Raw genomic sequence first — 23,141 nt, 5'->3', positions numbered from 1 at the left:
GCGTTACTTGAGCGAGAGGGTCGCACCCATCATCATCGTCTTCATCGCGGCAGCACCGACGGCCGCACCGAAACGTCGCGCCACGCGCTCGGGCAAGTTTTCCTTGACGGTGTAGTCGACGAGATTCGGTGCCTTGAGTACGTCACGGGCCACCGAATCGACCGTCCCAAGGCCATCCGACAAGCCCAGTTCGATCGAACGCTGGCCCGTCCAGAACAAACCGCTGAACAGATCGGGGTCGTCCTTCAGTCGATTGCCACGCCCCTTCTTCACCGCGCCGATGAACTGCTGATGGACCTGCTCGAGCATGTCGAGGGCGTACGTCTTCTGTTGATCCGTCTGCGGCGAGAACGGGTCAAGGAATCCCTTGTTGCGCCCAGCCGTCAGCAATCGCCGCTCGATGCCGAGCTTGTCCATCAGTCCGGTGAAACCGAAGCCATCCATCAACACGCCGATGGAACCGACGATGCTCGCCTTGTCGACGTAGATCTTGTCGGCGGCCGCCGCGACGTAGTAGCCGCCCGAGGCACAAATCTCTTCGACCACGACATACAGCGGTTTCTTCGGGTATTTCGCCCGCAAACGCATGATGTCGTCGTAGATCATGCCGGCCTGAACCGGGCTGCCGCCGGGACTGTTGATCCGTAGAATCACGCCCGCCGCCGACGAGTCCTCGAACGCCGATTCGAGCGCCGCGTTGATCTTCCGGGCGCTCGCCTGACCGTCAGGCGCGATCTCGCCGCTCAACGTGACCAGCGCGGTATGTTTGCCGGAGCCCGCGCCGACCGTCGCCGTGCCGCCATCGAAATCGGAAATCGACCAGATGACAAGCGCGAAGATCGCCAGCACCAGCAGCCGGAAGAAGATTTTCCAGCGGCGCGACGCGCGTTGCTCGCGAATGCCGGCCATCAACACCTTTTCCAGCATTTCGCGCTCCCAAAGCTTCACCTCGCCCGGATCGCGGCCCGCGCCGCCCCCCGCTGCCGACGACGACCGCCCGCCGGGCGGAGGAAAACCAGGTTCGGTGCGGGGCGAATCGGGCGGCAGGGCGTCGGCCATAAAGTATCCAGAGAACTTGGGGTAAAAGGCGAAAACTGTGGGTGAAAACCAAGATTGAAACCGGGATGTCGCGTCGTCAGTGCGCCGACGGTCCGGGCGCTTCGATGTACGCATCGGGCCACCAGACGACAGTCGTGTGGGCGGCATCGCCCCCGCTCGGGTCGGCCGAACGCTCCTCCACGCGCACGGGCTGCAACGCACCGCCACGACAGGGGCCGCCGACGCAATGCCCCGTATCGGGCTCGTAGGTTGCGCCGTGCGTCGCGCACATCAAGTATAAGCCGGACGTTTCGAAGAACTGCCCCTCAGACCAGTCGAGCTCCATCGGCACATGGGCACATTGATTGAGATAGGCGTAGACGTGTCCGCCATAGCGAATCACGAATGCCGGAGTAGGCCGACCGCTGACGCATACCTCGAAACGCACACCGCGCCCCCCATCCTCGAGCGCGGCGCCCGGACAGATCGGCAGCGGCACGGCGGACTCGCTCACACGCGCTCCAGCAGCCAGTCACGCAGCTCGGTCACGCTCCCCGCGCAATACGCAGGCGCCAGCGCCACCAGTTGCTCGCGCGGGTGCGCACCGCCGTATGCAACGGCCACGGCGGACGTCCCGGCACTGTGCGCCATCTGCAAATCGTGCGTGGTATCGCCGATCATGACCGTGCGACGCAGGTCCTGCCCGAGTTCGCGCGTCAGCTCTTGCAGCATGGCCGGATGCGGCTTCGAAAATGTCTCATCGGCGCAACGCGTTGCGTCGAACATGCGCATCAGCCCGGCGGCTTCGAGCGCCCGGTTCAGACCGACACGCGACTTGCCCGTTGCCACGGCGAGAAAACGGCCACGCGCACGCAAGGCTTCCAGCAACTCACGGATTCCGGTGAACAACACGGTCTCCTTGTCGCCTATCAAATAATGAAAACGATAGCGCTCAGACAGACGCGGATAGTGCGCAGGGTCGAGGGACGGCACAGCCATTTGCAGGGCGTCTCGCAGTCCGAGGCCGATCACGTGGCTCGCGATCTCGTCGGACGGCACGGGCAGCCCCAGATCACGGCAGGCGGCCTGGATGCAGCGGGTAATGGTGGGCGTCGAGTCCATCAACGTCCCATCCCAGTCGAACACGACCAGGTCGAACTCAGGGCTTGGCATCGGCAGAAGCGCCTCGAAGTTGATTCAGAAATTGCTGACATTCTGGCGGTAACGCTGCTTCCAACGCAATCGGCGTATCTAAAACCGGATGGTTGAACTTCAGCCGCCAAGCGTGCAGAAACATTCGCTTGATGCCGGGACGGGTGCCGGGACGGGCCAATGTCTTGTTCAGCGTGAAGTCGCCGTACTTGTCGTCACCGACGATCGGCGTCCCGCAATGCGCGAGGTGAACGCGAATCTGATGGGTCCGACCCGTTTTCAGTTCCGCTTCGAGCAACGTATAGGGCGGATGCGACTCCATCATGCGAAATACGGTGTGCGACGCCTGACCGTCTTCCTGCACACGCACGCGACGCTCGCCTTCCGCCGTCACATACTTATACAGCGGGGCCTTGACCGCGCGCTGACGATCCCGCCATTCGCCCGTGACGCAGGCCAGATAACGCTTGTCCATCCGGTTGTGCCGGATCTGCTCGTGCATGCCGACAAGCGCGGAGCGCTTTTTCGCGAGCAGCAGGATCCCGGATGTTTCTCGGTCGAGACGGTGCACCAGCTCAAGAAACTTCAGGTGCGGCAGGGCCCGGCGCAGTTGCTCGATCACCCCAAACGACACACCGCTACCGCCATGCACCGCCACCCCGGCCGGCTTGTCGATCGCCATGAGGTAATCGTCTTCGAACAACACGGGGAAGGTGGCGGCGGGAACGTAGGCCGGCGCTTCGGCAGCCGGCGCGGCAACGCGAACCGGCGGGATGCGGATGATATCGCCAAGCACAAGGCGATAGGTAGCATCTATTCTTCCTTTGTTTACGCGCACTTCACCGCTACGCAGAATGCGGTAAATGTGACTTTTCGGTACGCCTTTGCACTCGCGCAAGAGGAAATTATCGATCCGCTGGCCGGCCGAGCCGTCGTCGACCTCGACGAGCCGAACCTGCGGCGGAGACGCCGACGAAACCATTTTCTGCCGATTTTTGCCTAACTCATTCATTATGAATATAATTTGCCCAACAGAGGTGGCGGTAGCGGGAATCATGCCAAATCCCCACCTCTGTCGGTGCTGACCTCAAAACGGTATTTTACTTGCACCCCGGGCAGGCTGCTCGTCCGGTGACCCTGGAGCAGCGAGCGCACGCACATCACGCAGCGTCGGCAGGAAGTGGGCCCATAGGCCGCTTCGGTCGCAGCGCGCGGGATGCGGATAGAGTTGGTGGTTATAGAATTTTTTGGCGGTCAGCCTGGGTTCGATTGTCTGGGCTGATCGCTTTGCTGAGTATCGTTCGCGCAAGAGTCTTGGTGAGGCGCCGTCACAAGAAGAAAAAGTGTCGGCAGGCGCCCCGAGAAAAAGCTGATGAAGTTTCTCGTCCAGTATCTCTTGGTAGGGACTGCAAGCCCGAAGTGATCCGCGCCGGGCCGGAATTTTCCGGCGCCTCGGCGGATCCGGGTGAGCGCGATAACGTATTCGCTGGCGCCATTGCGTCCGTTGGCCTCATCGCCCGGACCCCCCGGCAATTCTTCCACCCCCGGCTCGAACCTCGCGTGTTGGATAACTCGAGTGATACGTGCCCGACGCACTGCATATAGGCAACTGCGGCGGGTGGGAGTCGTTTTCATGAAACGCATGTTGTTCAACGCCACGCAGCAGGAAGAACTGCGCGTGGCAATTGTCGATGGGCAGAAACTCATCGATATCGATATCGAGACGGCCGGCCGCGAACAGCGCAAAGGCAATATCTACAAGGGTATTATTACCCGTATCGAACCCTCCCTCGAAGCCTGCTTCGTCAACTACGGTGAAGGCCGTCACGGCTTCCTGCCGTTCAAGGAAGTCGCCCGCGCGTACTTCCGCGAAGGTGCCGATGTGCGCAATGCGCGCATCCAGGACGCCCTCTCCGAAGGCCAGGAACTCATCGTTCAGGTTGAAAAGGAAGAGCGCGGCAACAAGGGCGCCGCCCTCACGACGTTCATTTCGCTGGCCGGCCGTTACCTCGTGCTGATGCCGAACAACCCGCGTGGCGGTGGCGTGTCGCGCCGCATCGAGGGTGAAGACCGCCAGGAACTGCGCGAGACGATGGGTCAGCTCGAACTGCCGGAAGGCATGAGCATCATCGCCCGCACCGCAGGCATCGGTCGCTCGGCCGAAGAGCTGCAGTGGGACCTGAACTACCTGCTGCAACTCTGGCGCGCCGTCGAAGGTGCCGCCACCAACATCGAACTGCCGCGCGACTCGGCGCTGATCTATCTCGAGTCGAGCCTCGTCATTCGCGCCATCCGCGATTATTTCCAACCCGATATCGGTGAAATCCTCATCGACACGGAAGAAATTTCCGAGCAAGCGCGTAACTTCATGCAGGTGGTCATGCCCGATCACCTCAATCGCGTGAAGCAATATCGCGACGACGTGCCGCTGTTCTCGCGTTTCCAGATCGAACATCAGATCGAAACGGCATACGCGCGCCAGGTGCCGCTGCCTTCGGGCGGCGCGATCGTGATCGATCACACCGAAGCGCTCGTGTCGATCGACGTGAACTCGGCGCGCGCCACCAAGGGTGCCGACATCGAGGAAACGGCGCTTCGCACCAATCTGGAAGCTGCCGACGAAGTCGCGCGCCAGTTGCGTCTGCGCGACCTCGGTGGCCTGATCGTGATCGACTTCATCGACATGGAGTCGGCCAAGAGCCAACGTGAAGTCGAACAACGTGTGAAGGACTCGCTCAAGCATGATCGCGCGCGTGTCCAGATGGGCAAGATCTCGCGTTTCGGCTTGATGGAACTCTCGCGCCAGCGTCTGCGCCCGTCGCTGTCGGAAGGCACGCACGTGACCTGCCCGCGCTGCAATGGCACCGGCCACATCCGGGACGCGGAATCGTCGTCCCTGCAAGTCCTGCGCATCATCCAGGAAGAGGCGATGAAGGAGCACACGGCAGCCATCCACTGCCAGGTGCCGGTCGAAGTCTCCGCGTTCCTGCTCAACGAAAAGCGCCAGGAAATCAACAAGATCGAGGCACGCTTCAAGGTCGGCGTGCTGCTGATCCCGAACAAGCATCTCGAAACGCCGCACTATAAGCTCGAGCGCCTGCGCTTCGACGATCCGCGTCTGGATACCCCGATCGCCAGCTATGTCCTCGCCGAAGAGGCAGCGCGTGCGCTGGAAGAGGATCCGGCGGCTTACAGCAAGAAGAAGGAAGACGTGCGTCCGCGCCAGGAAGCCGCCGTCAAGGGCATTACGCCTGAACAGCCGGCACCGGCCGCGCAACCGCGTCCTGCGCCCGTCGCCGCGACCGTATCCGCGCCCGCAGCCCCGGCACGCAGCGGTGGCTTCATCGGCTTCGTGAAGCGCCTGCTGGGTCTCGAGCCTGCGGCACCGGCACCGGTTCAGGTCGAAGAACCGGCCAAGCCTAACGCGCGTCCGACGCGCGAGCGCCACGAACGTCCGCATCAGCAAAACCGCAACCGCCGTGGCAATGCCCGCGACGACGGCAAGTCGGGCAAGGACAACGCCGGCCAACCGGTGCGAGAAGGTCGTGAAGGTCGTGAAGGTCGTGAAGCACGCGAAGGTCGTGAGGGCCGCGCCCCCCGTCCGGAACGTGCCGAGCGCAACGAACGTGGCGATCGCAATGAGCGTCAGGAAGGCCGTGACAAGCGTGAGCGCGACGAGGCGCAGCCGCGTCAGCCGGCTCAGGACGTGCGTGCCGAGGAAGGTCGCGAGCCGCGCGAAGGCCGCGAACGCGGCAATCGTCGCGACCGCAACGAGCGTCGTGATCGTCGCCAGCCCGAAGGGGAAGACGCCCAGCAAGCCACGCCTCAACGCGTCGCTCAAGCCGCCGCCCCGCTCGTCGCCGAGCAGGACGATCTCGAACAGGATCGTCTGACGGCGCAGGTCGAAGGCGCACCGCTTCTCGCGGGCGAAGAAGGCGAGCAAGGCGGTGAAGAGCGCCGCCGCAGCCGTCGTCGCGGTCGCCGCGGCGGCCGTCGTGAGCGTGAAGCCAATGAGCAGCAACTCCATGTCGAAGGCGATCAGGACGAAGGCGCAACGTCGACCGATGGGACAGATGTGCATGCCCCGGTGTTGACGCATGAAGCCGTCGACACCACCGCGATCGATGTCCCGGTTCGGACGGCAGCGCCGGCCATTCCTGCAGTGACTGTCACGGCGGTCGAAGCCCCGAGTGCGCCGATCGAGTCGACGCCCGTCCCGGTTCACGCCGAGCCGGCGGAAGCCCCGGTGGCACGCGTGACCGAAGCCGCACCGTTTGCACTGCCGGAAGTCTCGTCGCCGGTCATCGCCGAACCGGTCGCCCCGGTCAACGTGGCACCGCTACCCGCAGTGGAAGTCGCTGCGCCGGTGGTCCCGCCGGTCAGCGCGCCGTTGCCTGCGGCCACGCCGGTCCCGGCGCAGCCCACTGTCCCGGCCGAGGCCCTGACCGAGATCGCCGCCACGGCAGCGATCGCGAGCACCCCGGTGGACGTCAGCCCTGCGCCCACGGCACCTGCCGCACCGTCGACGCCGGTCGAGATCGTCGAAACGGCGAAACCGGCGCACGCGCCGGCACCGGCAGCACCGGCAGCACCGGCAGCCACCGTTGCCGCGCCGGAAGTCACAACGCCTCGGCCGACCCCGGTCGCTGCTGCGCCTGCGCTGGAAAGCAACGCGCTGGAATCGTCGCTGGCAAACGTGGGTCTGGTCTGGGTCCACACGGACGCCGACAAGCACCGCGCTGCCAAGGAGGCCGCAGCGCAAGCCGCACCGGCACCGCATGTGCCGCGTGAGCGCCGTCCGTCCACGCCGGCCAGCACTGGCCCGATGGAGCAAGTGGAAACGCGCGGCTCGTCGGATCACGTGGCCTGAGGTGGCATAGCGTGACAGTCAGGCGGCGGTGCCCGTCCCGCTGGGGACCATCCGCCTGACGTGATGTTGAAAAAGGAGGCTTCGGCCTCCTTTTTTGCCATTCGGGATCGCTTTTCCCCCTGGGACCCCGCGTTGTCCCGACTTGTGCCCGCCCGGCCCGGCCCGTATCGTGTCGTTCAGAACGGGTTTGACGTCCCGCAGCGAATGCCTGAGTACCGATATCCGATGCTTATTTCGTCGGCGTCGGCGGCCAACAGGCCAATTCGTTAGAATGGAGACGCACGCCAAGGCCCCACCATGACCGAAACGATTATCCGACTTACCGATCTGCGTAGTGACGCGCGTTATGCAGCGTATTCCCCGCAGGCGCCCGCACAAGTGCGCGCCGCCACCGGCCATCTCGAAGATGCGCTGGCACGGCCGCTGCACGATCTGCGGATCTCGGTGACGGATCGTTGCAACTTCCGTTGTGTCTACTGCATGCCGAAGGACGTGTTCGGCAAGGACTATGCCTTCCTCCCGCAATCCTCCCTGCTGTCGTTCGAAGAAATCGAGCGGGCTGCGCGCCTGTTCGTCGAACACGGCGTGGAGAAGCTGCGCCTCACGGGGGGCGAGCCGCTGTTGCGCAAGCACATCGAGCGTCTGATCGAGATGCTCGCCCGCCTGCGCACACCGTCGGGCAAACCGCTCGACATCACGCTCACCACCAACGGGTCGCTGCTGGCGCGCCGGGCACAATCGCTCAAGGATGCCGGGCTCACGCGCGTGACGGTCAGCCTGGATAGCCTCGACGATACGATTTTCCGGCAGATGAACGATGTCGACTTTCCGGTCGACACCGTGCTGGAAGGCATTGCGCAAGCCCAACGCGTCGGTCTGGGCCCGGTCAAGGTCAACATGGTCGTCAAACGCGGCACCAACGATGGCGACATCGTGCCCATGGCGCGGCATTTCCACGGCAGCGGCGTGATGTTGCGGTTCATCGAGTACATGGACGTCGGCACGTCGAACGGCTGGCGGATGGACGAAGTGCTGCCGTCGGCCGACGTCATCGCCCGGCTGAACGAGGCCTTGCCGCTCGAGGCGCTCGAGCCGAACTATCCCGGCGAGACGGCCCAGCGTTGGCAGTATCGCGACGGTGGCGGCGAAGTCGGTGTCATTTCGTCGGTCACGCGCGCTTTTTGCGGCACTTGTTCGCGCGCACGCCTGTCTACGGAAGGCAAGTTGTATCTATGCCTGTTCGCGAGCGCCGGTTACGACCTGCGCACGCTGCTACGCAACGGCGCGAGCGACGCGCAGATCTCGACCGTCATCGGCGACATCTGGCAGGGTCGCACCGACCGTTACTCCGCCTTGCGCACGGCGGCGACTGGCCTGCCCGAAAACGCCCCTCCGAAAGTGGAGATGTCCTACATCGGCGGTTGAACGGTCCGGGCGCGGTGCCCGTCCGCTCGTCCGCATGCTTTCGTAATCTCGAACTCTCACTCGACTCATGATTTTTGACGCCCCGGACGCCCATTGCGTCCGAGACTCCCTGAAGATTTCCCGGCATGTCTCGCCCCCGCGCACTCGCCTTGCGGCCCGACGTTGCATCGCCGTCAGCCTGAGCGCTCTGACATTGTTGTTGGCTGCCCTCGCGCCCGCGATGGCGCGTGCCGATTGCGACCCCGCCGGCCGCGACATCGCAAACCGTGTGATGACTTACACCGGCCAGCTCGGCGAGCGCAATCCGTTGCGGCTCGTGCTGCGTCCGTCGTTCGGCGGCAAGCTCGAAGGCCGTTATGCCAATGCCTCGTCGCTGGGCGACACGTACCTCACGGGCAAGCTGGAGAACAAGTCGCGCCTGCATCTGACCGAGTTCGACGCGGGCGGCATGCCGCGTGCGACCTTCGACGGCGATTTCGCCGCCAACGACGACGTTGATCGCCAGCACGCTGCGTCGTCCCGTTGCGAGGTCATTTCCGGTCAATGGAAGGATCTTCGCAACGGGCGCTCGGTGCCGTTCGAACTGGCGCTCGCCAGCGTCCAGAACGGTAAGCTCGATCATCTCTACGGCGTGGCCGGCGTGGACGACGACGAAACGGTCAATCGTGCGGCCACCCAGTTCCGCAAGGGTGTACTCGATGACCGGCGCGACGTCGTTGCGCAATCGATTCGCTATCCCTTGCGGGTGTCGTTGCGCGGCAAGACGATGATGCTTCGGAACCCGAAATCGCTGCTCGCGCGCTACGACGAGATATTCACCGACGGTTACGTGCGCACCATCGGTGCGGCCGTGCCTCGCCTGATGTTCGCGCGCGATCAGGGCGTGATGCTGGGCAACGGCGCCGTCTGGTTCGATGCGTCCGGCCGCGTCATCGCGCTCAATCGATCCTGACCGGTTCGCCGCCCGCCCATCGTCCTGGCATCTGCCCCCATGACTACCGCGCCGATCCTCCGTAGCGCTATGACTGGCCTGGTCCTCGCAGGGGGACGTGGCCAACGCATGGGCGGCCGCGACAAAGGCTTGCAGCGATTCGCCGGCCGAACGCTGGCCGAGCACGTCATCGGACGAATGCAGCCGCAGGTCGAGACGTTGCTGATTAGCGCCAATCGGAATCACGATGCCTATGCGGCGTTCGGCGCGCAAGTGGTGTGCGACGAGACGGCGGACTTCGCAGGCCCGCTCGCCGGCATGCTGGCCGGTCTGCGGGCAACGCGCACGGACTACCTTCTCACCGCACCGTGCGACTCGCCGTACGTCCCCGAGGATCTTGGCGAACGACTGGCGGCCGCGCTGAGCGCCTCTGGCACCGACGCCGACGCCCTGCCTCTGGCGGCCTATGCCGTCACGGCACAGGGGCCGCATCCGGTCTTCGCCCTCTTGCATCGCTCGCTCGCCGATGATCTTGCCGCCACGCTCGCGGCCGGGGAGCACCGCGTCAGGGCGTGGCTGGCACGCCACAAGGCCCTACAAGTTCACTTCGGCGACGAGCGTCCGTTTTACAATGTCAACACGCTGGACGACCTCCAACCCGATACCTCCGATAGGCCCGATACGTCCGATTCGTCCGATACGCCGCGCGCGCCCTGAAATTCCGGACACCGACGCGGCCCGATCCGTCGCCACCGCATTGACGGGATTCATGCCGGGGACTTGCCGGATGACGACGCCACACCCATGACAACACTTGACGAAGCCCTGGCCGGCTTGCCGGACTACGACCCCAACCACATGACGGTCGAATCGGCGCGCGCCATCATTGCGCGCACCGCGCGTCCGGTGTCCGCCATCGAGCAAGTCGCCGTGCGCAGCGCGCTGGGCCGTGTGCTGGGTCGCGACGTCACGTCGCCGCTCGACGTTCCCGCTTTCGAGAATGCCGCCATGGACGGCTATGCCTTCTCAGGCAGTGTCCTGGCTGCCGGGGGCAACGTGCGCCTGCGCGTGGCGGGCCGCTCGTTCGCCGGCCATCCGTTCGACGGCGTGGCAGCGCCCGGCGAATGCGTGCGCATCATGACCGGCGCCTTGCTGCCCGCCGGTTGCGACACCGTCATCCCCCAGGAACAGGTGCAGCGAGAAGGCGATACCGACATCGTCACCTTTGAGGCCAATGCCGTCACGCCCGGCCGCCACGTGCGCCGCGTCGGCGAGGATCTGGCCGCCGGCCATACGGCGCTGCATGCGGGCAAGCGGCTACGCCCGGCCGCGCTTGGCCTGCTCGCCTCGCTGGGGATTGGCGAAGTGCCGGTGCGCCGCCGCATCCGCGTCGCGTTCTTCTCGACGGGCGACGAACTCCGCTCGGTGGGCGAGCCGCTCGCGCCGGGCAATCTCTACGACAGCAACCGTTACACGCTGTTCGGCATGCTGCAACGTCTGGGCGCCGAGGTGCTCGACCTGGGCGTCGTGCGTGACGACCCGCAAGCGATCGAGGACATTCTGCGCACCGCTTGCCGCGACGCCGACGCCGTCATTACGTCGGGGGGTGTCTCCGTTGGCGAGGCCGATTTCACCCGCGAAATGATGACGCGCCTGGGCAACGTCGTCTTCTGGAAGATGGCGATGCGCCCGGGCCGGCCGTTTGCCTTCGGCGAACTCGAGACGGACGGTCATCGCGCGCTACTCTTCGGCTTGCCGGGCAACCCGGCCGCCGTGATGGCGTCGTTCTACCATCTGGTTCGCGACGGCCTGTTCGCGCTGATGGGCGCCGAGCCGCAAGTCACGCCTAACCTGCCGGTGCCGACGACCACGGCCATTGCGAAGCGTCCCGGCCGGACCGAATTCCTGCGCGGCATGCTCGCCGCAGACGCACAAGGCCGCTGGCAGGTGACGGTGGCCGATGCGCAAAGCGCCGGTATTCTGCGCACGATGAGCGAGGCGAACTGCTTCGTCACGCTAGGCACCGCTCGCGGCGATGTCGCGGCGGGCGAACTGGTCGACGTCATCGCGTTCGACGGATTGGTTTAGCGCGAGCCTCTCGGATTCCCCCTAAAGCGAAGCAGCGAAATTGCGATATATTGCCGGCGTCGGCGCTTCGACGATGTCAGCACCCAACCGAAAGCACACGTCAATGACAACAAAAAAGCAAATCACGTATATCAGTCCTGGCCAGACAGCCAAAGCGTTGGTACTGGTCTATCTCACTTTCAGTATTCCGATGGTGCTCCTGGCCTTCCTCGCAGCGTTCTACCGCTACGGCGAACTGCCGGGTCTCGCCTTCATTTCCGCGCTGGTCCTGAACGCCATCGTCGGCTTCGTACTGCTCTGGATCGCCTGCCATGCCTACAACTGGGTGGCGGAGCGCTTCGGCGGCATCGAAGTTGCCCTGGGCGACATCCCCGACGAAGAGTGCTGACCTTCATACCGGCGACGATTTGATCCTGGCGCGTCGAGTGCGCCGGGTGCATCTGGTGCACACGCGCCCGGCCCCGCTTGCCGTCAACCGTACCGCTTCTGATTTCCCTGCCCCATGTCCCTGACCCTGTGTACCGCCAAGGCCGACGACGTCGGCGCGATTTACGGCCTGATGCGAGAACTGGCCGTCTATGAAAAGTTGCTGGATATTTTCGAAGCCACGCCGCAAAGCGTGCACGAGGCGCTGTTCGGGCCCGCGCCGGCAGCGGAGTGCCTGATGGCGAAGTGGGATGGCGAGGCGGTCGGCTACGCGCTGTACTTCCACAACTTCTCGACGTTCCTCGGACGGCGCGGCCTGTACCTTGAAGACGTCTATGTGCAGCCGTCGATGCGCGGCAAGGGCGTAGGACAAGCGCTCATGCGTCAATTGGCCGGCATCGCCGTCGAACGAGGTTGCGGACGCTTCGAGTGGACCGTGCTCGACTGGAATCAGCCGGCAATCGACTTCTACACCTCGCAGGGCGCGACGGTGCTGCCCGACTGGCGCGTAGTGCGCATGACGGGCAATGCGCTCGAGCGGTTCGCCCAGCGCGGCGAAACGCCAGCGCCAGGGTCCTGAACGCCGGGCGCGGTGGGCGCGCCCTGACCTTGCGCCGAACCCGGAGGCTCACGCCTCGTCGTCGGCCTCCATCTCCACGCCGAGCAGTTCGATGGCTTGCTCACCGGGCAAGGCTTCCACGGACTTGAGCTGACGTGCCATCGCGCGCGTGCGCACCTCGGCCCTGTCGATCGAACGAGTCACCGTCTCCAGTTGCGCCTTGGTCTTGGCAAGCACGTCACCGAACTTGGTGAACTCCGTCTTCACCGCGCCGAGTACCTGCCAGACCTCGCTGGAACGGCGTTCGATCGCGAGCGTGCGGAAGCCCATCTGCAGGCTGTTGAGCAGCGCGGTCAACGTTGTCGGGCCCGCCACCGTCACGCGATATTCGCGTTGCAACAGATCCGAGAGTCCCGGACGCCGCAGCACTTCAGCGTAAAGCCCTTCCGTCGGCAGGAACAACAGCGCGAAGTCGGTCGTGTGCGGCGGTGCGAGATACTTGTCCGCGATGGACTTCGCTTCCAGGCGGATGCGCGTCTCCAACGCCTTCGATGCCTCTTCCACCGCCGCCAAATCGGCACGCTCCTGAGCGTCGAGCAGGCGCTCGTAATCCTCGCGCGGGAATTTGGCGTCGATCGGCAGCCAGACCGGCGTGTTGCTGTCGCCGTTCTGTCCCGGCAGCGCAATCGCGAACTCCACCCGCTCGGCACTGCCTGGCTTGGTTGCAACGTTCTTGGCGAACTGGTCGGGCGTCAGCAGTTGCTCCAGCAACGCCTGCAATTGCACTTCCCCCCAGATGCCTCGCGTCTTCACATTGGTGAGCACGCGCTTGAGATCGCCCACGCCGGCGGCGAGCGTCTGCATCTCGCCCAAGCCGCGATGCACCTGCTCCAGCCGGTCCGAGACCAGCTTGAACGACTCGCCGAGTCGCTGCTCCAGCGTGGCATGGAGCTTTTCGTCGACCGTGCGGCGCATTTCTTCGAGCTTCGCCGCGTTGTTGACCTCGATGTCCGTGAGCTTCTGTTCGAGCGTGGCGCGCACTTCGGCCAGCCGCCGCTCGTTGCCCGCGGCCAGTTGCGTGAGTTGCTCATGCTGCGCCTCACCGAAACGCCGCAACGTCGACGCCTGCTCTTCACGCATCTGCTGGCCGTTGAGCACCAGGCTCTGACGCACCGCATCGAGCTGGGCAGCATTCGTCTCGGTAAGCTTCGCCAACTGTTGTGCAAACGCGTCGATCTGGTTGTTCTGCACCGTGGCCACGCTCGTCATCTGCGCGGCCAGCGTCTGCTGGAACTGCGCCATCTGCGCGCTTTGCTCGCCGCGTCCGGCACGCGCCGTTTCCGCGAACTCCTGGCGCAGGCCACGTTCGCTGCGATCGGCCGCCTGAAGCAAATCATCCCGGACATGGGCCAGCGAGTCGACGAGCGTTTCGCGCAACGTCGAATCGCCGCCGCGCTGCCAGACCTTCACGGCAATCGCGAGCATCACCAACAAGTTCAGCGCCGCCAGCGCCACCCACCCCATCTCTACCATCGCGTTGCGACTCCCGTTGATGCCCTTTGATCCTGCTGCCGATGCCGGCTCATACCTGCCGATGCCTGCATGGTGCCGCTACGACTGGCGCGCCGCCGGATTCAGCAGGCACGGCGGCTTGCCCGCCGCCGCCCCGAATCCCAACGCCGCAATCAAATTGTCGGCTGCCAGGCTTGCCATGCCACGGCGCGTCGCCACCGAGGCGCTGGCGATATGCGGCGTCAGCACGATATTCGGCACCTTGAGCAAATCGGGATGCACCTTCGGCTCGCCCTCGAAGACGTCGAGGCCCGCGGCGGCAATCTGCCGGCCCGCAAGGGCGGCCGCGAGCGCCGCGTCGTCGACGATGCCGCCGCGCGCCAGATTGACCAGCGTTGCCGTCGGCTTCATGAGGGCCAACTCTGCGGCGCCGATCGTGTGATGCGTTGCGGCCGAGTAAGGCAGCACGAGAATGACGTGATCCGCCGTGCGCAGCAGCGTGTCCTTGTCGACGAAGCTTGCCTGGCATGCCGCTTCCGTTGCCGCATCAAGACGCGACCGATTGTGATACACGACACGCATGTTGAAGCCCATTGCGCGGCGCGCAATCGCCTGCCCGATACGGCCCATGCCGATGATGCCCAGCGTACTGCCGTGCACGTCGGCGCCGAGAAACATATCGTAGGCCCACTTATCCCAATGCCCTTCACGCAACCAACGCTCGGATTCGGTCACGCGACGGGCCGTCGCCATCAACAGTGCCCAGCCGAAGTCGGCCGTCGTCTCGTTGAGCACGTCGGGGGTATTCGTCGCCATGACGCCGGCGGCCGTCATCGCCTCGATATCGAAGTTGTTGTAGCCCACGGCCATATTGGCCACCACACGCAGATGCGGCGCACCGGCGAGCACCGATGCGTCGATGCGCTCGCTCGCCGTGGTGATCGCGCCGGCCTTGTCGGCCAGACGCGCGCGCAATTCATCGCTCGAATACACGATATCGGCGTCGTTTCGCTCGACCTCGAAATACTGTGCCAGACGCTCGATCACGTCGGGAAAAATGGCTCGGGCTACCAGAATCTTCGGTTTCACCAGTCGTCTCGCAAAGGTTGACCGCATCACACAATCGCGGCTCAGAAGAATATCAGGGTCGTCAATACGAACAGCGGCAGCAGAATCGCGCCCGACCACAGCATATAGCCAAAGAAGCTCGGCATGCGAATGCCACGTTGCTCCGCGATGGCTTTCACCATGAAGTTCGGCGCGTTACCGATGTAGGTGTTCGCGCCCATGAACACCGCACCGGCCGAAATCGCCGCGAGCGTTGCCGCACCGGTGGTCATCAACGTTGCGGCGTCGCCGCCTGCAGTATTGAAGAACACAAGATACGTCGGCGCATTGTCGAGGAACGACGAGAGCAGGCCCGTCGCCCAGAAATACATGACGTTGTCCGGCGCACCGCCCGGCCCGGTGACCAGACGAATGACCCAGCCAAGCGCCCCGGCTTCCCCCGCGCGCAGAATGGCAACCACCGGGATGATGGTCAGGAAGATGCCGGCGAACAGCTTGGCGACCTCCTTCATCGGCTCCCAATTGAAGTCGTTGCCCTCGCGCGCCGTGCGCGGCGTGATCGCCAGCGACATCAACGTCACGACGATCAGCCCGACGTCACGCGCGAGGTTCTGCAAGGCGACCGGCGTACCGAAGATGTCGAACTCGACGCCCGGCTTCCAGATCCCGCTCATCAGCACGAGCCCCACGGCCGCGGCAAGCAGCACGAAGTTGCGCTTGCCTTCGAGTCGCAGCGGCACGGAATGCGGCGTCGGGTCCATTGCCTCGACCCGAGGCTCGCTCGTCTGCCGGAAGTAGTAGCTATCGATCAGGAAGAAAAGCACCAGCAGCACTGCGCAGATGAACAGCGTCTCGGGCCAGATGTGCGCGGTCGTCCAGAAGAAGTCGACCCCTTGCAGGAAGCCGAGGAACAGCGGCGGATCGCCCAGCGGCGTCAGCGAGCCCCCGGCGTTCGCCACGAGGAAGATGAAGAACACGACAACGTGCACGTTGTGTTGGCGGTTGTCGTTCGCGCGGATGAGCGGTCGGATCAGCAGCATCGCCGCGCCCGTCGTGCCCATGATGCTGGCCAGCACGGTGCCCAGCGTCAGCAGCCCGGTATTGAGCCACGGCCCGCCGCGCAGGTTGCCATGCACACAGATGCCGCCGGCGGCGGTGAACAGCGCCGTAAGCAGGACGACAAACGGAATGTACTCCGCGACAACGGCATGCACTGCGCCATACCAGGCCGCGCCTACGCCGAACACCAATGCGAAGGGCAGCAGGAATGCCGCGCCCCAGAACGCTGCGATCTTGCCGAAATGGTGATGCCAGAAGGCCGGCGCCAGCAGCGGCCCGATCGCAATCGAGAGCAGCAATCCGGCAAACGGCACGCCCCACCAGGCGACGAGTTGTGCGCCGTCCGGCCCGGCAGCAAACGCCGCGGGGCTTGCCAATGTCAGCCCCGCCGCGCCCAGTGCGCTCCATATCCCCTTGTGCATTGTTCTTGGTTCCTATTGATTGATCGTCGACGATGTACGAGTCGCCCGCGAAGCAGGAGTGCCCGAAGTGGCACAACCTTGGGAAATATCTCAAACAAAGGCCGCGCACAACCCGGCGGATCAAATACCGAAGCGCGCGGTCGATTCTCGAAAGCCTTCCCGCCATCGCGTATCGGCAGACGCGATGGTGCGGGGAGTCATTCGGTGGTGGCTCGTGGTCGCGGGCCGAGCGATGGCGTCGTGCCTCAGGCGCCGTCGACGATGATGAGATGCACGCGGTAGGGACCATGGGCGCCCAGCACCAGCGTCTGTTCGATGTCGGCCGTACGCGACGGGCCCGCGATGAAGTTCGTGGCGCGAGAGAGTTGACCGCGCTCACTCCGCATGAGCGCGAAACCGTCCTCATGGCCGGCGACGATGCGTGACGCGGGCACAACAGCGATATGCGTTTCGGGCAACAGCGTGGCCGACGCAAATGTCTCGGGGCCCGACATCATCATCAGCGCGCCGGTTTCCGCAATGGCGCAGAAGCAACCGGTGATGCCGACCAGATCGTCGCCCTGCGGCTTGCGGAATTCCACGCGGCACCCCGCACTCGCCCAATCGAGTTCGCGCAATGTCGGCCACGCCACCGCCTGGTCCGTGAGGCCGTTGGCTTGCAGGTACGTCGCGGCCGCGGACGGCACGTCGCTCATGCCCGGCACGCGCGTGATCGTGCTGGAGAGCGCCTGCGCCTTGTCGATGAACGTGGCGATAAGATCGGCCGACATGGCCGGACGCGGTCCCTGCGGATGCCGCGCCAGGTAATCCTCGGCCGCCGCCTGCTCGTTCGCGCGCGCGGCATCGGGACGATGCTGAGCATTGCGGATGCGGGCAAAGATGCGATTGCGGGCGTCGGAGGTATCCATGGGCTGTCCTGTGAAGCCGACGTGCCGGTCTACGGCCGACGTCGTCGCTTATCGTCTCTCGAAAGGCCACCGGTGCAACGTCGGCGGGCGATGCGCAATTATAGCGGCTGCCCTTGCGAGCGCGATGCACGTTCGCGCACTATCGGAATGCTCTGCCGCAACACTCGGACAAAGCGGCAGGCATCGAACGTCACACGCCGGCCGTTGACTCCGGCGCGATCTCGAATACCTGACGCAGATACGCCAGATAAGCATCGTCGTTGCACATATTCTTGCCCGGCGAATCCGAGAGCTTCGCCACCGGTTGGCCATTGCAGCGCACCATCTTGATGACGATCTGCAACGGCTGATAGCCCAGATCGTTGGTGAGGTTCGTCCCCACGCCAAAGGCGAGCTTGCAACGCTCGCGGAACCGTTCGAACAGCTGAAGGACCTTCGGAATATCGAGGCCGTCAGAGAAGATCATGGTTTTCGTATGCGCGTCGACGCGGTTTTCCGCGTAATGCGCCAGCAGGCGCTCGCCCCAGGCGAACGGATCGCCGGAATCGTGACGCGCACCGTCGAAGAGCTTACAGAAATACATGTCGAAGTCGCGCAGGAAGGCGGACATGCCGTAGACATCGGAGAGCGCGATGCCAAGATCGCCGCGATATTCCTTGGCCCACGTCTCGAAGCCGAAGATCTGCGAGTCGCGCAGACGCGGCCCGAGCGCCTGACAGGCCTGAAGGTACTCATGGGCCATCGTGCCGAGCGGGGTGAGACCGAGCTTCAGCGCGTAATACACGTTGCTCGTGCCGGCGAACTGTTCGCCCAGTTCGTCGCGCAGCGTGAGAATCACTTCCTCGTGCCACTCCTTCGAGAAGCGGCGTCGCGTGCCGTAATCGGCGATCTTGCAGTCGCGATAATCGATGCGGCCCGCAAGCATGCCGATCTTGTCCTTGAGCCGCTGACGGCCTTCGTCGTAGGCCGGCTTGCGCTGCGTGTTGCGGAAATACACTTCATTGACGATCGCGAGCACCGGGATCTCGAAGAGGATCGTATACAGCCACGGCCCGCGAATCGTGATGTCGATCTCGCCGTTGTCCTTCGGCGAGGGCTGCACCGTGATGTACTTCTCGTTCAGATGGAACAGGTCGAGAAAGTCGATGAAATCGCTCTTGATGAAGCGCATCGCACCGAGGTAACGGAGTTCGGACTCGGTAAAGCGCAGCCCGCACAACAGGCGGATCTCGTCGCGAATCTCGTCGACATACGGCGTAAGGTCCACACCTTCGGTGCGGCACTTGAAGCGGTATTCGACTTGCGCTGCGGGAAAATGATGCAGCACCACTTGCATCATCGTGAACTTGTAGAGATCGGTATCGAGCAGCGACGTGATGATCATGACGACAGACTTCGCGAGGAACACGCAACATAAAGCAGCGCACGCTACCGATCGGCCAGACAGCCACGAGGCGGCGCACGAGAAGAGCAGACATCGTACCGCAAAGCGGTGTCGCACATGACGTCTGCGCCGGGTACCGGGCGACGCCGCGGCACGCGCGCGAAGCGCTTCGGCTCTCGCACCTGCCGCCCCGGGCTGCGTTACAATAACGGCTTTAACGGCCGTTCGAAGCCGTTTCGCGCCCTACTCTGGAGTTGTTGGCATGACGCACGTTGTCACCGAAAGCTGCATCAAATGTAAATTCACCGATTGCGTGGACGTCTGCCCCGTGGACTGCTTCCGCGAAGGCCCGAACTTCCTGTCCATCGATCCGGACGAGTGCATCGATTGCGCCGTCTGTGTGGCCGAGTGCCCGGTGAACGCCATTTATGCCGAAGAGGACGTGCCGGGCGACCAGCAAGCCTTCATCGCCTTGAACGTGGAACTGTCCCCGAACTGGCCGAGCATCACGAAGACCAAGCCGTCACTGCCCGACGCGGATCAGTGGAAGGACGTGACCGAAAAGCTTCATTTGCTCGAGCGCTAAGCCTCGGGCGACTTGGGCGGACGTCGCGCGCCAGGCGCAGAAAAATGCGCACCCGGTGTTGACAGTGTGCAAACGCCGCCCCTATAATCTCTTTCTCTTTTGATCCCCGATAGCTCAGTTGGTAGAGCGCCGGACTGTTAATCCGTAGGTCCCTGGTTCGAGCCCAGGTCGGGGAGCCAAGAATTTCAAAGCGATGGCCTCGCGCACGCGAGGCTTTTGTTTTAGTCGATGCGCCGTGACAGCGGTGTGCGGCACCCAAGTTTGATCCTCGATAGCTCAGTTGGTAGAGCGCCGGACTGTTAATCCGTAGGTCCCTGGTTCGAGCCCAGGTCGAGGAGCCAAAACACAGAAAGCCTCGCCGATCGGCGAGGCTTTTTTGTTTTCGGCGACAGGCCGCGGCATCGGCCAAAACACCTCCGCCCACCGAGCGCGCAAACAAAAACGGGGCACCGTCTCCGGCGCCCCGCTCTCATACTTCCTTAACAACGTGCTTACTCGCTTGCGGGCGCCCCCATCGCGACCGGGCGATTCGCCGAAGCCTGCACCTCGTTGCTGTTCACGCTTTCAATCCAGCGTCGGCGCATCGGCGCGAGCACGAACTTCGCGCCCACGGCCGCGGCGATGCTGATGACCGCCGCAGCGATAAAAACACGATCCCAGTGTCCACCGACAGCGAGCACCGATGCCAGCGGCACCAGCAACGATGCCGTGCCCTTGGCCGTGTATAGCGTGCCTGCGTTGGACGCGGCATTCTTGCTACCGAACGTGTCCGCACACAGCGCCGGGAAGATCGAGAAGATCTCGCCCCAGCACAGGAAGGTCATCGCGGCGAAGAACACGAACATGTACGGGTTCTGACCGAAGTGCATCAAACCCAGCATCGCCAGCCCTTCACCCAGGAAGATGATGAACATGGCGTTTTCACGTCCGATCTTGTCCGAGACGAAACCGCACAGCGGGCGTGTAAAGCCGTTGCACAGGTTGTCGATCGACAGCGTCATCGTGAGCAGCGGCAGCGTCGCGCCGAAGAGCGTCATCGGCATCGAAGCAATGCCGAAATCCTTCGCGATCGGGCCGATCTGCGCCGTCGCCATCAGACCGCCAGCGGCCACGGCGACGAAGCAGACGTAGATCACCCAGAACACCGGCGTACGAATCATCTGCCCCGAGCTGTAGTCCACCTTCGTCGACAGATTGCGGCGCGACACGGTGACACCCTTCGGCGTACGCGGCTTCACGAGCAACAGCGCGAGGATGAAGATCGCCACGCCCTGCACGATGCCGAAGTTGAAGAACGCTGCCTCGTAACCCGATCCGCGGATCATATTGGCAATCGGAATCACCGTGATCGCGGCACCGGCGCCGAACCCGGCGGCGGTCAGACCGGCGGCCAGACCGCGCTTGTCCGGGAACCACTTCAGTGCGTTACCCACGCAGGTGCCATACACGCACCCAGCGCCAATACCCGCGATCACGGCCGCCGTGTACAGCACCGCGAGCGTTTCCGCGTACGAGTACATGATCCACGACAGGCCAACGCAAATCGCGCCACCCGCCACCACCGGCCGAGGCCCGAAGCGGTCGACCAGCCAGCCTTCGATCGGCACGAGCCAGGTTTCCACCACGATGAAGATCGAGAACGCCACCTGGATGGCCGCCACGCCCCAGTGATGCTTCGCCTGCATCGGCTCGACGAACAACGTCCACGAATATTGCAGATTGGCCACCAGGCCCATACAGATGATGCCGATCACCAGTTGTGACCAGCGCCCTCCCAGAAAAGAGGTCTTCTCCTCCGGTTGTCCATTTGCTTGCATGACTTGCCTCCTGTTCCTGTCAGACGATTGACGCCGGCCCGCGCTTCGTTGTGCGGTAACCGCCGTCATCGCGTGTCGTCTCGCGCCCCGACGTGGGGGAATCGCGCATACGACACGCCTCCTGGCGCTACATGCGGCTCATGCGTGGCCGCTTGATCACGGAACGCTGCCTGGCGGCGCGCTCGCAGGGCTTGAGCCCCGGCTGGCTGACTTTCGAAAGCGCCAAAGGACGCTTCCGGCCCCCACTTCGGCGCGGCGACGCAGGCTTTAGGCCCGCGCCGGCAAGTTGCCGGCTGCCGAAGGGTGACGGGTGAATCAATTCGAGTGGGAAACGGCCTGCGCTGTCAGCGGGTCGCGATGGATTCCCATGAGTCACATCGCAGGCCACGTCCCATCACTCAGGCGAGCGCGCCTCGCAGACGCGTGATCGCCGGATCGCCTGCCCGCAACGGGCGGCAGGGAGATGAGGAAAACCGCAGCGCTGAACCACCAACTCAGACGCCAACGGCGGATACGACAGGGCAGCCGATGCGGATAAACCGTCGCACGAACGCTGCCCGAAAGGAAATGCGTGCTTACCCAACGAATGTCTCCAGAAAATACGGCGTCGATTCAGCCCTTGCCCGAAGGAATTCACGAGTCTTATCGGGGCTATCCTGGCGCCTTTCATCTGATATACAAGATTCAATATATCGAATTAAGTATTTTTATGGTTCCAAAAGTAGTTCATGACCGGGGCACTGTCAACCCGAGAGCACACGCATTCCGGTTGCCGTTGGTCCCCTGCTCGGACACTTGGACGGCGTCGGGGTAAGCGCCCGATAACCGGCAAACGCAGGAAAATCGGGCCCTTGCGGGGCATTGCATACCGGAACAAGGCGCGATGCACCCTCGGGCGGCATCGCGTCGCCGGGTGCAGGCTCAGGGAAAACGATGATGTTTTAGGGGGGGCTGCCGACCCTCGGCGAGGTGACTCGCCGGCAAGAAAAATCGAGTTAGACCGGCTCGACGTCGCCTGAATGGTTGCGAATGAAGGTCAGATGTTCACGCAACGAACGTTGCGCAACGGTGGCGTCGCGCGACGCCACGGCGGTGAAGATGCGACGGTGCTGTTCGATCAGCTCGGCCAGATCCGCGCCATGGCCGACGATGGCGCGGTAGTTGTCGACCACCGAGCCGCGCAACAGCTCGAAGATCGCGTGCATCAGGTGCACCAGCACAAGATTGTGCGTGGCTTCCGCCAGCGCCAGATGGAAGTGCGCGTCGAGTTCGGGCACGCGGGTGAGCAGCGACTGCCCCTTGGCAGCGCCCTCGCCGTCCAGACCATCGCGCCCAGCGGCATAGGCCGCTTCGAGCGCTTCAAGCGCTTGTGCGAGCCGTGCGATGTCCTCGGGCGTTGCGCGTGCGGCCGCCAGCTCGACCGCCTTGGCTTCGAGCACTTCGCGCATCTCCAGCACGTCGTCGACGGTTTTGCTGTGTCGCGACATCAGTTGAGATAACGGTTCCGCGAGCAGCGGCTGACTGGCGTTGGCGACGAGGTACCCGCCGCCGGCGCGGCCGACGATCAGGCCACGCGACTCCAGCCGCAGCAGCGCTTCGCGAAGGGACGGGCGCGACACACCCATCTGCTGCGCCAGATCGCGCTCGGACGGCAGCGCCGAGCCCGGGGCGAGCCGGCCTTCGACGACCATCGTCTCCAGTTGCTCGTACACCATGTCGGACAGCCGCAGACGCGGCGGCGGCGTGACCGGCGCAAAACTCGCGGCGGTGCCCGAAGATTCGCTGACGGGGAAGGAAGACATAGGCAAGGACGACTCGTTGGACGACATGTCGGCTTCGGTTCTCGACGGAAAAATCACAGACACGACGATACAGGATGACGCTTCGCTCAGGGCA

General features: G+C 64.0%; 19 protein-coding genes and 2 tRNA genes. 10 read left to right on the top strand and 11 right to left on the bottom strand.

All coding sequences use genetic code 11. The annotated features are described in order from the left end of the window. Positions 1 to 3: 3 nt before the first annotated feature. The 4 genes from PSO31014_RS05385 to PSO31014_RS05370 form a co-directional block, all read right to left on the bottom strand. On the bottom strand, positions 4 to 1,059 hold the full coding sequence (locus tag PSO31014_RS05385) for a S49 family peptidase (RefSeq protein WP_150550669.1): 1,056 nt from the start codon (positions 1,057 to 1,059) through the stop codon (positions 4 to 6). A gap of 76 nt (positions 1,060 to 1,135) precedes the next feature. Next, positions 1,136 to 1,552, bottom strand: a complete 417-nt coding sequence (locus PSO31014_RS05380; RefSeq protein WP_150550668.1) for a Rieske (2Fe-2S) protein — start codon at positions 1,550 to 1,552, stop codon at positions 1,136 to 1,138. After that, positions 1,549 to 2,211 (bottom strand): HAD family hydrolase, encoded by a 663-nt coding sequence (locus PSO31014_RS05375; RefSeq protein WP_150550667.1) that lies wholly within the window; start codon positions 2,209 to 2,211, stop codon positions 1,549 to 1,551. The genes PSO31014_RS05380 and PSO31014_RS05375 overlap by 4 nt, the downstream gene beginning before the upstream one ends. Continuing rightward, positions 2,198 to 3,202, bottom strand: coding sequence for an RluA family pseudouridine synthase (locus PSO31014_RS05370; RefSeq protein WP_150550852.1), 1,005 nt, complete (start codon positions 3,200 to 3,202; stop codon positions 2,198 to 2,200). Before PSO31014_RS05370 ends, PSO31014_RS05375 begins: the two co-directional genes overlap by 14 nt. A gap of 621 nt (positions 3,203 to 3,823) precedes the next feature. On the opposite strand from PSO31014_RS05370, the gene PSO31014_RS05365 reads away from it, so the two are divergent. From PSO31014_RS05365 to PSO31014_RS05335, 7 genes are all read left to right on the top strand, one after another. Beyond that, entirely contained in the window at positions 3,824 to 7,060 is a 3,237-nt protein-coding gene (locus PSO31014_RS05365; protein ID WP_150550666.1) for an Rne/Rng family ribonuclease, read from the top strand. Between the two features lie 297 nt (positions 7,061 to 7,357). Then, entirely contained in the window at positions 7,358 to 8,485 is a 1,128-nt protein-coding gene (gene moaA / locus PSO31014_RS05360) for a GTP 3',8-cyclase MoaA (RefSeq protein WP_150550665.1), read from the top strand. A 271-nt stretch (positions 8,486 to 8,756) separates the two neighbouring features. After that, positions 8,757 to 9,437, top strand: coding sequence for a hypothetical protein (locus PSO31014_RS05355; protein ID WP_150550664.1), 681 nt, complete (start codon positions 8,757 to 8,759; stop codon positions 9,435 to 9,437). 39 nt (positions 9,438 to 9,476) lie between these two features. Next, the gene (gene mobA / locus PSO31014_RS05350; RefSeq protein ID WP_150550663.1) at positions 9,477 to 10,133 is read left to right on the top strand and encodes a molybdenum cofactor guanylyltransferase MobA; all 657 of its coding nucleotides are present in this window, start codon (positions 9,477 to 9,479) and stop codon (positions 10,131 to 10,133) included. Positions 10,134 to 10,220: 87 nt separating this feature from the next. Next, positions 10,221 to 11,504, top strand: a complete 1,284-nt coding sequence (gene moeA / locus PSO31014_RS05345; protein ID WP_150550662.1) for a molybdopterin molybdotransferase MoeA — start codon at positions 10,221 to 10,223, stop codon at positions 11,502 to 11,504. A 103-nt stretch (positions 11,505 to 11,607) separates the two neighbouring features. Then, positions 11,608 to 11,892 (top strand): hypothetical protein, encoded by a 285-nt coding sequence (locus PSO31014_RS05340; protein ID WP_150550661.1) that lies wholly within the window; start codon positions 11,608 to 11,610, stop codon positions 11,890 to 11,892. A 114-nt stretch (positions 11,893 to 12,006) separates the two neighbouring features. Beyond that, a complete protein-coding gene (locus PSO31014_RS05335; RefSeq protein ID WP_150550660.1) occupies positions 12,007 to 12,510 on the top strand; it encodes a GNAT family N-acetyltransferase in 504 nt (167 codons plus the stop codon). Positions 12,511 to 12,558: 48 nt separating this feature from the next. On the opposite strand, the gene PSO31014_RS05330 is transcribed toward PSO31014_RS05335, so the two are convergent. The 5 genes from PSO31014_RS05330 to pncB all read right to left on the bottom strand — a co-directional run bounded on the left by PSO31014_RS05330 (position 12,559) and on the right by pncB (position 18,842). Continuing rightward, positions 12,559 to 14,013, bottom strand: coding sequence for a DNA recombination protein RmuC (locus tag PSO31014_RS05330; protein WP_150550851.1), 1,455 nt, complete (start codon positions 14,011 to 14,013; stop codon positions 12,559 to 12,561). A gap of 87 nt (positions 14,014 to 14,100) precedes the next feature. Further along, a complete protein-coding gene (locus PSO31014_RS05325; RefSeq protein WP_150550659.1) occupies positions 14,101 to 15,117 on the bottom strand; it encodes a 2-hydroxyacid dehydrogenase in 1,017 nt (338 codons plus the stop codon). A 14-nt stretch (positions 15,118 to 15,131) separates the two neighbouring features. Beyond that, positions 15,132 to 16,550: a sodium:proton antiporter gene (locus PSO31014_RS05320; RefSeq protein WP_150550658.1), complete on the bottom strand. Its 1,419-nt coding sequence runs from the start codon at positions 16,548 to 16,550 to the stop codon at positions 15,132 to 15,134. Positions 16,551 to 16,795: 245 nt separating this feature from the next. Then, positions 16,796 to 17,458: a LutC/YkgG family protein gene (locus tag PSO31014_RS05315; protein WP_150550657.1), complete on the bottom strand. Its 663-nt coding sequence runs from the start codon at positions 17,456 to 17,458 to the stop codon at positions 16,796 to 16,798. Between the two features lie 190 nt (positions 17,459 to 17,648). Continuing rightward, on the bottom strand, positions 17,649 to 18,842 hold the full coding sequence (gene pncB, locus PSO31014_RS05310; protein ID WP_150550656.1) for a nicotinate phosphoribosyltransferase: 1,194 nt from the start codon (positions 18,840 to 18,842) through the stop codon (positions 17,649 to 17,651). 262 nt (positions 18,843 to 19,104) lie between these two features. On the opposite strand from pncB, the gene fdxA reads away from it, so the two are divergent. The 3 genes from fdxA (at position 19,105) to PSO31014_RS05295 (ending at position 19,769) form a co-directional block, all read left to right on the top strand. Then, on the top strand, positions 19,105 to 19,428 hold the full coding sequence (gene fdxA, locus PSO31014_RS05305; RefSeq protein WP_150550655.1) for a ferredoxin FdxA: 324 nt from the start codon (positions 19,105 to 19,107) through the stop codon (positions 19,426 to 19,428). Between the two features lie 103 nt (positions 19,429 to 19,531). After that, a tRNA-Asn gene (locus PSO31014_RS05300) sits at positions 19,532 to 19,607 on the top strand. An 86-nt stretch (positions 19,608 to 19,693) separates the two neighbouring features. Continuing rightward, positions 19,694 to 19,769 (top strand) — tRNA-Asn (locus tag PSO31014_RS05295). A gap of 150 nt (positions 19,770 to 19,919) precedes the next feature. Here PSO31014_RS05295 and oxlT read toward each other — a convergent pair. Then, positions 19,920 to 21,245, bottom strand: coding sequence for an oxalate/formate MFS antiporter (gene oxlT / locus PSO31014_RS05290; protein ID WP_150550654.1), 1,326 nt, complete (start codon positions 21,243 to 21,245; stop codon positions 19,920 to 19,922). A gap of 995 nt (positions 21,246 to 22,240) precedes the next feature. Beyond that, a complete protein-coding gene (locus PSO31014_RS05285; RefSeq protein ID WP_174976403.1) occupies positions 22,241 to 23,047 on the bottom strand; it encodes a FadR/GntR family transcriptional regulator in 807 nt (268 codons plus the stop codon). Between the last annotated feature and the right edge of the window lie 94 nt (positions 23,048 to 23,141).

This window comes from Pandoraea soli (genome assembly GCF_902459595.1).
GTDB lineage: Bacteria > Pseudomonadota > Gammaproteobacteria > Burkholderiales > Burkholderiaceae > Pandoraea > Pandoraea cepalis.
This window is presented reverse-complemented; position numbering and strand designations above follow the sequence as displayed.

What these genes read in the sequence shown, in the direction of transcription:
- PSO31014_RS05315 (WP_150550657.1), bottom strand. Translation starts at nt 17,458, where the DNA reads ATGGATACCTCCGACGCCCGCAATCGCATCTTTGCCCGCATCCGCAAT.
- moeA (WP_150550662.1), top strand. Translation starts at nt 10,221, where the DNA reads ATGACAACACTTGACGAAGCCCTGGCCGGCTTGCCGGACTACGACCCC.
- PSO31014_RS05320 (WP_150550658.1), bottom strand. Translation starts at nt 16,550, where the DNA reads ATGCACAAGGGGATATGGAGCGCACTGGGCGCGGCGGGGCTGACATTG.
- PSO31014_RS05335 (WP_150550660.1), top strand. Translation starts at nt 12,007, where the DNA reads ATGTCCCTGACCCTGTGTACCGCCAAGGCCGACGACGTCGGCGCGATT.
- pncB (WP_150550656.1), bottom strand. Translation starts at nt 18,842, where the DNA reads ATGATCATCACGTCGCTGCTCGATACCGATCTCTACAAGTTCACGATG.
- PSO31014_RS05365 (WP_150550666.1), top strand. Translation starts at nt 3,824, where the DNA reads ATGAAACGCATGTTGTTCAACGCCACGCAGCAGGAAGAACTGCGCGTG.
- fdxA (WP_150550655.1), top strand. Translation starts at nt 19,105, where the DNA reads ATGACGCACGTTGTCACCGAAAGCTGCATCAAATGTAAATTCACCGAT.
- PSO31014_RS05375 (WP_150550667.1), bottom strand. Translation starts at nt 2,211, where the DNA reads ATGCCAAGCCCTGAGTTCGACCTGGTCGTGTTCGACTGGGATGGGACG.
- mobA (WP_150550663.1), top strand. Translation starts at nt 9,477, where the DNA reads ATGACTACCGCGCCGATCCTCCGTAGCGCTATGACTGGCCTGGTCCTC.
- PSO31014_RS05370 (WP_150550852.1), bottom strand. Translation starts at nt 3,202, where the DNA reads ATGAATGAGTTAGGCAAAAATCGGCAGAAAATGGTTTCGTCGGCGTCT.
- PSO31014_RS05340 (WP_150550661.1), top strand. Translation starts at nt 11,608, where the DNA reads ATGACAACAAAAAAGCAAATCACGTATATCAGTCCTGGCCAGACAGCC.
- PSO31014_RS05355 (WP_150550664.1), top strand. Translation starts at nt 8,757, where the DNA reads ATGACTTACACCGGCCAGCTCGGCGAGCGCAATCCGTTGCGGCTCGTG.
- PSO31014_RS05385 (WP_150550669.1), bottom strand. Translation starts at nt 1,059, where the DNA reads ATGGCCGACGCCCTGCCGCCCGATTCGCCCCGCACCGAACCTGGTTTT.
- PSO31014_RS05330 (WP_150550851.1), bottom strand. Translation starts at nt 14,013, where the DNA reads ATGGGGTGGGTGGCGCTGGCGGCGCTGAACTTGTTGGTGATGCTCGCG.
- PSO31014_RS05285 (WP_174976403.1), bottom strand. Translation starts at nt 23,047, where the DNA reads ATGTCTTCCTTCCCCGTCAGCGAATCTTCGGGCACCGCCGCGAGTTTT.
- moaA (WP_150550665.1), top strand. Translation starts at nt 7,358, where the DNA reads ATGACCGAAACGATTATCCGACTTACCGATCTGCGTAGTGACGCGCGT.
- oxlT (WP_150550654.1), bottom strand. Translation starts at nt 21,245, where the DNA reads ATGCAAGCAAATGGACAACCGGAGGAGAAGACCTCTTTTCTGGGAGGG.
- PSO31014_RS05325 (WP_150550659.1), bottom strand. Translation starts at nt 15,117, where the DNA reads ATGCGGTCAACCTTTGCGAGACGACTGGTGAAACCGAAGATTCTGGTA.